General features: G+C 30.4%; 8 protein-coding genes. 5 read left to right on the top strand and 3 right to left on the bottom strand.

Going from position 1 to position 10,753, the window contains the following annotated elements; all coding sequences use genetic code 11:
• The first annotated feature begins 172 nt into the window (after window positions 1-172).
• Entirely contained in the window at window positions 173-1,939 is a 1,767-nt protein-coding gene (recJ, locus tag NG904_RS10555) for a single-stranded-DNA-specific exonuclease RecJ (RefSeq protein WP_252231563.1), read from the top strand.
• A gap of 124 nt (window positions 1,940-2,063) precedes the next feature.
• Here recJ and NG904_RS10550 read toward each other — a convergent pair whose 3' ends face one another.
• From NG904_RS10550 to NG904_RS10540, 3 genes are all read right to left on the bottom strand, one after another.
• The gene (locus NG904_RS10550; protein ID WP_252231561.1) at window positions 2,064-2,252 is read right to left on the bottom strand and encodes a hypothetical protein; all 189 of its coding nucleotides are present in this window, start codon (window positions 2,250-2,252) and stop codon (window positions 2,064-2,066) included.
• A gap of 29 nt (window positions 2,253-2,281) precedes the next feature.
• Entirely contained in the window at window positions 2,282-3,577 is a 1,296-nt protein-coding gene (locus tag NG904_RS10545; RefSeq protein ID WP_252231559.1) for an acetyl-CoA hydrolase/transferase family protein, read from the bottom strand.
• A 671-nt stretch (window positions 3,578-4,248) separates the two neighbouring features.
• The gene (locus NG904_RS10540) at window positions 4,249-4,446 is read right to left on the bottom strand and encodes an alpha/beta-type small acid-soluble spore protein (RefSeq protein WP_252212695.1); all 198 of its coding nucleotides are present in this window, start codon (window positions 4,444-4,446) and stop codon (window positions 4,249-4,251) included.
• 411 nt (window positions 4,447-4,857) lie between these two features.
• Here NG904_RS10540 and murG point away from each other — a divergent pair, with 411 nt between their 5' ends.
• The 4 genes from murG (at window position 4,858) to NG904_RS10520 (ending at window position 10,735) form a co-directional block, all read left to right on the top strand.
• Window positions 4,858-5,931, top strand: coding sequence for an undecaprenyldiphospho-muramoylpentapeptide beta-N-acetylglucosaminyltransferase (gene murG / locus NG904_RS10535; RefSeq protein WP_252231557.1), 1,074 nt, complete (start codon window positions 4,858-4,860; stop codon window positions 5,929-5,931).
• A gap of 181 nt (window positions 5,932-6,112) precedes the next feature.
• Window positions 6,113-6,538, top strand: a complete 426-nt coding sequence (locus NG904_RS10530; protein WP_252231555.1) for a flavodoxin domain-containing protein — start codon at window positions 6,113-6,115, stop codon at window positions 6,536-6,538.
• 103 nt (window positions 6,539-6,641) lie between these two features.
• Complete coding sequence (gene nifJ / locus NG904_RS10525) at window positions 6,642-10,145, top strand: pyruvate:ferredoxin (flavodoxin) oxidoreductase (protein WP_252212692.1); 3,504 nt, start codon at window positions 6,642-6,644, stop codon at window positions 10,143-10,145.
• Between the two features lie 230 nt (window positions 10,146-10,375).
• Entirely contained in the window at window positions 10,376-10,735 is a 360-nt protein-coding gene (locus NG904_RS10520; RefSeq protein ID WP_252212691.1) for a DUF1292 domain-containing protein, read from the top strand.
• Window positions 10,736-10,753: the final 18 nt, after the last annotated feature.

Here is a 10,753-nt window from a genome sequence, read left to right as displayed (position 1 = left end):
ATTTTAGCATTCCTAAGTTCAATTATTCAGTCCACTTTGCTTATGCATATATCAACACTCTGCTAAAATATAGCCAAATATAAACAATCCACAATTTTATCCACTTTTTAACATGAAGTTTAAGTGAAGTTGTGGATTGTTTGTTATTATTTGTAAAAGGTGAGGGGATAAAATGAAAGAAAGATGGTTTGTAAAAAATATTAAAGCCGATTATAAGAATATATCTGAAAAATATGGTATTAGTGAATTAATAACTCGATTAATGATAAATAGAAATATTGTAGAAGAAGATATGATAAAAAATTATATAAATCCTATTTATAGTAACTTTCACGATCCATATAAGATGAAGGATATAGAAAAGGCTACTAAAATATTAAAAGAAAAAATAGATTCTAAAGAGAAAATTAGAATAATTGGTGATTATGATGTTGATGGAGTAATAAGTGTTTATATATTATATACAGCGCTTAAAAAATGTGGTGCCAATGTTGATTATGAAATACCTGACAGAATAAAAGATGGTTATGGTATAAATAAAAAAATAATACTTGAAGCTAAGAATGATGAAGTAGATACTTTATTAACATGCGATAATGGAATTTCTGCAATAGAACAGATAAAATATGCTAAAGAGTTAGGTATGACAGTGATAGTAACAGATCATCATGACATTCCTTTTGTTGAAGATGAAAAAGGAGATAGAACTTTTATATCATCAGAAGCAGATTCAATAATTAATCCTAAACAAATTGAGTGCGGATATAAATTTGATAAAATATGTGGTGCTGGTGTGGCATTTAAACTAATTGAAGTTTTATATGAAAAAATTAATATTTCTAAGGAAGAACTTTATAAGCTAATAGAATTTGTTGCCATAGCAACTGTGTGTGATGTTGTAGATTTAATTGATGAAAATAGAATATTTGTTAAAAATGGATTAAAGATGATAAACAATACTACCAATTTAGGATTAAAATATTTAATGAAAGAAACTAAGATGGATGGTAAGGAAATTTCAACTTATCATTTGGGTTTTGTTATAGGACCATGTATAAATGCATCAGGAAGATTAGATTCAGCTAAAAAGGGATTACGATTATTATTATGTGAAAATGAAGAGGAAGCTTTGAGTTTAGCAAAAGAGTTAGTTGAATTAAATGATGAAAGAAAAAGCATGACTAGGGATGGTGTGGAAAGAGCTGTAGAAATTATAGAAGGCAGTACTATGAAAGATGATAAGGTATTTGTTATATATATTCCTGAAGTTCATGAAAGTTTGGCAGGAATAATAGCAGGAAGAATAAGAGAAAGATATAATGTTCCTACAATAATTCTTACAAAAGCGGAAGATGGTGTAAAAGGTTCTGGAAGATCAATAGAAGAATATAATATGTTTGAAGAATTGTTAAAATGTAAGGACTTATTAAATAAGTTTGGGGGGCATCCAATGGCTGCTGGGCTGTCTTTAGAAGAAAGTAATATAGACTTACTTAGAAAAGGACTTAATATAAATACTAAATTAACAGAAGAAGAGCTTATTCCTAAAGTAACAATTGATGTACCTTTGAGATTAGAAAATATTAATTATGATATGATAAATGATTTGGAGATTTTAGAGCCTTTTGGAAAGGGAAATTCCAAACCATTGTTTGGAGCAAAAAATATCAATGCGGTAAAAGCTATGGTACTTGGACAAAATAAAAACGTATTAAAAATAAAATTGAAAACTTCCAATGGAAGAGTAATAGAATCAATTTACTTTGGGGATATTGAAGAATTTGAAGAATATATAACTAAGAAATATAATTATGAAGAACTGCAAAAATTATATGATGGGGAATTTAATTCAATAAATTTAGATCTAATATTTTATCCAAGCATAAATGAATACAATGGAAATATAAACATTCAAATAGTTATACAAAATTATAGATAAATTTGTATTATAAAAATATAAGTGAGTAGTTTTAAGATTAGCAATATTTAAAACACAGCTATTTTACAATTGAAAATGGATAAGTAGAAAAATACATTCCTACTTATCCATCTTTATAATAAAACTAATCACCTATTACCTGACAAACATTTTCTATAAGTGACTCTGTATAAGTGTCATATAAAAAATCTATATAGCTACCATTATCAGAATATTCACTTGTTTGGAAAATTTGATATTGAATATTATTAACTTTGTTGTTAATAGAATCCAATTTGCTTAGGATTTCCTTTAATTTACTTCTATCATCCATAATTAGCACTTCCTTTACCAAATTTTATTCTACCAAATTCTATTCTTAACAGCTTCCTTCTTAAGTTCTTGTCTAAAGTCAGGGTGAGCTATAGCGATTAAGCTATCAACTCTTTCTCTAATGCTTTTTCCACGAAGGTTAGCAACTCCATATTCAGTAACAACATATTGAACATCATTTCTAGAATATGTAATAGCTGCACCCATATAATGACTAGGTACAATACTAGAAATAGTACCATTCTTAGCAGTAGAGTATAGAGCGATTATAGATTTTCCACCAGGACTCATTTGTGCACCAATTCCTGTGTCAGTTTGTCCACCAGTTCCACTGTATTGTTTAAAGCCTAAGCTTTCAGAAGCACATTGACCAGTTAAATCTACAGAAAGAGATGTGTTTATAGATGTCATCTTATTGTTTTTAGCTAAAGTATAAGGATTATTTACATAAGAGCATCTCTTCATTTCAATACAAGGATTATCATCTAAAAAGTCATATAATCTTTGAGAACCGAATGCGAAAGCACCTATGATTTTATTTTTATGAAGAGTTTTCTTACTATTATTAACAACTCCAGCTTCAAATAAATCAACTACACCTTCAGTAATCATTTCAGTGTGTATTCCTAAGTCTTTCTTTGTCATTAATGATTTAGCAACAGCATTTGGAATTCCGCCAATTCCAAGTTGAATAGTAGCACCGTCATCTACTAAGTCTGCGATATATTGACCGATTATAAAATCCTTTTCAGAAGGTTCCTTAGGAGATAATTCTGGTACTTTTTCATTACTTTCATACAAGTAATCTACTTGGCTTATATGAACTGAAGTATCTCCAAATATTCTAGGTAAATTTTTGTTTACTTCGAATATAACTACATCTGCTTTTTCTAAAGAATCTCTTTCATATACAGTAGAAAGTGATAATGAGAAGAAACCATGCTTGTCCATTGGTGTAACAGCACCAACGAATATATTAGGTGTTTTATAATCAAGTCTATTGATACCAGCATATCTAAGATGAGTTGGTATATATGAAACTAAACCTGTTGAATGAGCTTTTCTAGCTGGTCCAGCAAAAAATGTAGATTCATTTACAAAGTGTCCAGCCATACTTGGGTCTGTATGATATTTATAATCTAAAGCACTAAGCATACTAACTACACTTACATTTTCTACTCTGTCTCTTATTTCATGAAGTTTTGACATGAACAAAGTTGCTTCACAAGGTCCTAATGAAGTAACTATTTCATCATTTGATTTTACAAGTGATAAAGCTTTTTCTACAGTTATAGTTTTGTTTTTTAATTGTTCTGAATAATTCATAAAAGTATCCTCCTAGCTAATGAATGTTATTTTATTAACAAATAAATTTATAAAAAAACGTTTGCTTTTGTAGTGTAAAAGTTATCAATATCTTATATAATATTCTTATATTATATTGTTGAATACTATATAATATAAATTTAATAATAACTAATTTTCTAGTAAATATATGATATTGATTAATATGTGTTATTTATATGCTTATATTGTCATAAATAATACAGTTTTTATATTGATAATATAAAAATATAAACCTATAAACAGCAATTAAAGTTTTTATTTAACTTTATAGGTATAATATACTACATTGTTAAATAAAAAACAATACTATTTTCAGAATATTTTCAGAATTTATTTAATATTTAGATATGTTTATGAAATTTTCTGGTTTCTAATAGGAATACTAATCTTTATAAAACTCCATAATGAAAGGCACAAAAGAAATTATAGAATTTTTAAACTTTAAAAAATTGAGATAAGTAAGAATGACATAGAAATTAGTTGATAATTGAAAGCCAGGAGTAGAGAGTAAAAGAAAAAATCTTTGATAAAATTCTAAAATATATATTTTTAGAAAACTTTTAAATTTGAAACGAAACTCTGAACTCTCAACTTTCAATTTTCAACTAATAAATGTGGTCTAGACACTTTTTTATAGAAGTGTTAAATAGTTATAGATTATTTTCATATTGTTTTACCATTCTTTTAACCATTTCTCCACCAACACTTCCGCATTGTTTTGAACTTAGGTCTCCATTATATTCTTTAAATGGTACACCCATTTCATTAGCAACTTCATTTTTGAATTGTGCTAACTTCCCTTTAGCTTCTGGAACTATAGGATTATTATATCCGCTGTTATTATTCATATTTATCACCTCCTTTATGTCTATAGCTTGTGTAAAAAATCCGATTTTATAATATATAAATTACGGTAAATAAGGATTTGATTAGTACATACAAATAAAAAATAGAAGATGAAATATTTTATTTAAAGGCTCTGTTTTAAATGCATATATCAGCACTCTGCTAAAATATAGGCTATTTAAAAGAATTAATTTAAAATATTTCTGATGAATTATAAACAATAAGTGTATTTTTATGGTGACTAATAGGAATTAATAGTTATAATGTATAAGTAGAATTATTATAATTAAAAAGTATTATATAGAATAATGTGATTTTAAAAAGATCATGTAATATAGATTAGAAAGAACTTCAACAAACAAATAGTGGCTTAGCTACTTTTGTTCTTAGTAATAATGAAAGGATGAGTTTTGGTGTATAAATATAAAGTAATAATGACAGGTGGAGGTACTGCGGGGCATGTAACACCTAATTTAGCTTTAGTACCAGCACTTAAAGAAAATGGATTTGAAGTTAAATATATTGGAAGTAAAAATGGGATAGAAAAAGAAATAATTAAAAATAATAATATTCCATATTTTCAGATATCATCAGGAAAGTTAAGACGATATTTTGATTTAAAAAACTTTACTGATCCTTTTAAAGTGTTAAAAGGAATTAAAGATGCAAACAAAATATTAAAGAAGGAAAAGCCAGATGTAGTATTTTCAAAAGGTGGCTTTGTAGCTGTTCCAGTTGTTATAGCTGCACATTTAAGAAAAATACCAGTTGTAGCACATGAATCTGACATGACTCCAGGTCTTGCTAATAAATTAAGTGCACCTTTTTGCAGCAAACTATGTGTAACTTTTAGAGAAAGTCTTAAATTTATAAAAGATAATAAAGGAGTACTCACAGGAAGTCCTATAAGAAATGAAATCTTACATGGAAGTAGAGAAGAAGGCCTAAAGATTTGTGGATTTAAACAAGAAAAAGAAGTGCTTTTAATAATGGGTGGAAGTTTAGGATCTAAAATAATAAATGATCAAATAAGAGGCAATTTAGATTTATTGTTGAGAAATTTTAATATTATTCATATTTGTGGAAAGGGGAATTTAGATAATAATTTTCTAAATAAATCTGGTTATAAACAATTTGAATATGTATCAGAAGAATTACCACATTTAATGAATACAGCTGATTATATAGTATCTAGAGCTGGAGCAAATTCAATATTTGAATTTTTAGCGTTAAGAAAACCAATGCTTTTAGTACCGCTTTCTAAAAAAGCTAGCAGAGGTGATCAAATCTTAAATGCAAATTCATTTAAAAAAGAGGGATATGCTTTAGTGTTAAATGAAGAAGAACTTATAAATGATACATTATGTAATAAGATTCTAGAATTAAAATCTAATAAAAAAACTATAATTAATGCAATGAATAATATGAATGGAAAAAATAGTATTGATTTAATTATAGAAGTGATATTAAAAAGTATTAAAGGATAAAAATATTAATAGGCATAAATATTTTAATGAATAAATTGGATAATTAATCAATTTTAGATAATCAAAACTTGCAAAAAAAATTATGTGATATATAATAAAGTGTGTAAGTTAATTTATAGTACAATTATAATGTACTATAATAATGACTATTTATTGTGTGCTGGAAGGAATGGTGCTATTTATGAAAAAAGTGTCAATCATTTACTGGAGTTGTGGTGGTAGTGTAGAAATACTTGCGAATATGATTGCGGATAGCGCTGAGGAATCTGGAGCAAAGGTAACTTTAAAACATGTTGCTGATGCGACTATTAATGATGTTTTAGAAGCAGATTCTGTAGCATTTGGAAGTCCTGCAATGGACCAAAATAATATAGAAGAACAGGAAATGCAACCATTTATTGATAGTTTAAAGGGTTTATCTATTGATAATAAAAAATGTATTTTGTTTGGGAGTCATGGATGGACAAATGATATGTTTATTAAATTATGGTCTAATACAATGAAATCATATGGATTTAATTGCATTGGAGAATTGGTTGTAAAAGAATTCCCAACAAAAGAAAATTTAGAAAATGCACAATTGCTAGGTAAAAAACTTGCTAAATAATAGTGTTTATTAAGTAAGTCATCAAGACTTACTTTTATAATATAATACATTGTTAAATTTTTAATTTAACATTTTTTTAATAATAGAAAGAAGGGGTCACGCGATGAGAAAAATGAAAACTATGGATGGTAATACTGCAGCAGCTCACGTATCTTATGCGTTCACAGAAGTAACTGCAATATATCCAATAACACCATCATCACCAATGGCAGAACATGTTGATGAATGGGTTGCACAAGGAAGAAAGAATATATTTGGACAAACTGTTAAAGTAATGGAAATGCAATCAGAAGCAGGTGCTGCTGGAGCAGTTCACGGTTCTTTACAAGCTGGAGCATTAACAACTACTTACACAGCTTCACAAGGTTTATTATTAATGATACCAAATATGTACAAGATATCAGGTGAAATGTTACCAGGAGTATTCCACGTTTCAGCTAGAGCTCTAGCTACATCTTCATTAAACATATTTGGAGATCACCAAGACGTTATGGCAGCAAGACAAACTGGATTTGCAATGCTTGCTGAAGGATCAGTTCAAGAAGTTATGGATTTATCAGCAGTAGCACATTTAACTGCTATCAAATCTAGAATACCATTCTTAAACTTCTTTGATGGTTTTAGAACTTCTCACGAAATTCAAAAAATCGAAGTATTAGAATATGATGAGTTAGCTAAATTAGTTGACATGGATTCTGTTAAAGCTTTCAGAGCAAGAGCTTTAAATCCAGATCATCCTGTAACTAGAGGTACAGCTCAAAATGCTGATATTTACTTCCAAGAAAGAGAATCAGTAAATAAATTCTACAATGAGTTACCAGATATGGTTGAAAGCTATATGGCTGAAATCACTAAAATAACTGGTAGAGAATATCATTGTTTCGACTACTATGGTGCTAAAGATGCAGACAGAGTAGTTATAGCAATGGGTTCAGTAACAGATGTAGCTGAAGAAACTGTAGATTACTTAAATGCACATGGACAAAAAGTTGGTCTTGTTAAAGTAAGACTTTACAGACCATTCTCAGTTGAAAAATTAATAGCTGCTATTCCAAGCACTGTTAAGAAAATCGCTGTTTTAGATAAGACTAAAGAACCAGGTGCTGATGGAGAACCATTATACTTAGACATTAGAAATGCATTCTACGGAAAAGAAAATGCTCCTGTTATAATTGGCGGAAGATTTGGTTTAGGATCAAAAGATCCAAATCCAGCTCATATTGCTGCTGTTTATGATAACTTAGCAAAAGCTGAACCAAAGAATGGATTCACTATAGGAATCGTTGATGATATTACAAATACTTCATTAGAAGTAACTGAAGATATAGATGCTACTCCAGAAGGAACTACAGCTTGTAAGTTCTGGGGATTAGGATCAGATGGTACTGTTGGAGCAAACAAGAGTGCTATAAAGATCATTGGAGACCATACAGACATGTATGCTCAAGGATACTTCTTCTATGATTCAAAGAAATCAGGCGGAATTACAGTATCTCACTTAAGATTTGGTAAGAAGGCAATTAAGTCTCCATACTTAATCAACAAAGCAGATTTTGTATCTTGTTCTAATCAATCATACGTTCATAAATATAACGTATTAGAAGGATTAAAACCAGGAGCAACTTTCTTATTAAATACTATCTGGACTCCAGAAGAATTAGAAGAAAAGTTACCTGCTGCATATAAGAGATTTATGGCAAACAACAATATTAAGTTCTATACTTTAAATGCTGTTGCTATAGCTCAAGAAATAGGTCTTGGCGGAAGAATCAACATGATAATGCAATCAGCTTTCTTCAAGTTAGCTAACATTATCCCAGTTGAAGATGCTGTTAAATACTTAAAAGACTCAGTTGTAACTTCTTATGGTAAGAAGGGTGAAAAAGTTGTTAATATGAACAACGCAGCAATCGATAAGGGTGTTGAATCTATCGTTGAAATCAAGATTCCAGAAGCTTGGAAGACTGTTAAAGACGAAGAAGTAGCTCCACTTAAGAATGCTTCAGAATTCGTTAAGAATATAGTTGTTCCAATGAACAGACAAGAAGGAGATTCTCTTCCAGTTTCTGCTTTCGTTGGAATGGAAGATGGTACATTTGAAGCAGGTACTGCAGCATTCGAAAAGAGAGGAATTGCAGTTAATGTTCCTGTATGGGATGCTGAAAAATGTATTCAATGTAACCAATGTTCATTAGTATGTCCACATGCTTCTATAAGACCAATATTATTAAATGAAGCAGAAAAGAATGCTGCACCTGCTGATGCAACAATAGTTGATGCTAAAGCTCTTAAGAGTGAAGAAAAATTATTCTACACTATGGGTGTTGCACCACTAGATTGTTCTGGTTGTGGAAACTGTGCTCAAATTTGTCCTGCTCCAGGAAAAGCATTAGTTATGAAACCACAAGAAAGCCAACACAATCAAATCGAAGTTTGGGATTACTTAGTAGATGAAGTATCAGCTAAAAAGAACCCAATGAACAAAAATACAGTAAAGGGTAGCCAATTTGAGCAACCATTACTTGAATTCTCAGGAGCTTGTGCTGGTTGTGGAGAAACTCCATACGCTAAGCTTATAACTCAATTATTTGGAGATAGAATGATGATCGCTAATGCAACTGGATGTTCATCAATCTGGGGTGGATCTGCACCTTCAACTCCATATACTAAGAATAAAGAAGGACATGGTCCAGCTTGGGCTAACTCATTATTCGAAGATAATGCTGAATATGGATTAGGTATGTTCTTAGGAGTTAGAGCTATAAGAGAAAGAATCCAAGAAAGAGCAGAAGCTGCTATAGCTGCCAATGATCCAGCTAAAGCTGAATTACAAGATTGGTTAGATAACATGAACGAAGGTGCTGGAACTAGAGATAGAGCTACTAAATTAGTTGCTGCTTTAGAAAAATCTGGTACAGAAGCTGCTAAAGAAATTTTAGCTGAAAAAGACTACTTCGTTAAGAGATCTCAATGGATCTTCGGAGGAGACGGTTGGGCTTACGACATCGGATACGGTGGAGTTGACCACGTGCTTGCTTCAGGAGAAGATGTAAATGTATTTGTATTTGATACAGAAGTTTACTCAAACACAGGTGGACAATCTTCTAAATCTACACCAACAGCTGCAATAGCTAAATTTGCTGCTGCAGGTAAGAGAACTAAGAAGAAAGATCTTGGAATGATGGCTATGACTTACGGTTACGTATATGTAGCTCAAATCAATATGGGAGCTGATAGAAATCAAGTTCTTAAAGCTATTGCAGAAGCAGAAGCTTACAAGGGACCATCATTAATCATAGCTTACGCTCCATGTATAAACCATGGAATTAAGCTTGGTATGAGTAACAGCCAATTAGAAGCTAAGAGAGCAACTGAATGTGGATACTGGGCAATGTACAGATTCAATCCAGAATTAAAGGGAACTAAGAACCCATTCACATTAGATTCTAAAGCTCCAACTGCTGACTTTAAAGAATTCTTAATGGGTGAAGTAAGATACGCTTCACTTGCTAAAGCATTCCCAGAAGCTGCAGAAGCATTATTTGAAAAGACTTACACTGATGCAATGGAAAGATTAGAAGGATACAAGAAATTAGCTGAACAATAGAATTATGTTTAGTAAGTTTTAATAAAAAGGGTGACCATAAGAAATGGTCATCCTTTTTTGTGTTTACCCCTGGGGTGTAAAATTTTACAGGTACAAGTTTAAATTGTGCTTAATAATAAAAAATAGCTAAAAAATAAATAATTTTTATTTGGGGTTTTAATTTTAGTCATTTAAGGGTAGAATTAGTATGGAAGAAAGCAACAGTTGTTAGCAAGGAGGATAATTAAATTATGGATAAAGATTTAGAAAAATGTGGATGTGGAGAACACGACACTTGTGGATGCGGTGGACACGATCATGATCATGAAGGTTGTGGATGTGGAGATCACGATCATGAAGGCTGTGGATGCGGATGTGGAGAAGAAGAATCTTTCGTTGTAGATTTAGAAGACGATAACGGAAATGTAGTTTCATGTCCAATTGTTGATGCATTCGAAGTTGAAGGAAAAGAATACGTATTAGCTGAAAATGCTGAAGATGGTTCAATGTATCTTTTTAGAGTTGATGGAGAAGAACTTGTAGTTCCTGACGAAGAAGAATTCGACAGAGTATCAGCTTATTATCAAGAATCAGTAGGATCAGAAGAATAAGTCACATTTAAAAAAATA

The sequence above is a fragment of the Clostridium sp. ZBS15 genome (genome assembly GCF_023845705.1).
Classification (GTDB): domain Bacteria; phylum Bacillota; class Clostridia; order Clostridiales; family Clostridiaceae; genus Clostridium; species Clostridium aquiflavi.
Note: the sequence above shows the minus strand (reverse complement) of the source record. Positions and strands in the feature narration are given on the sequence as shown.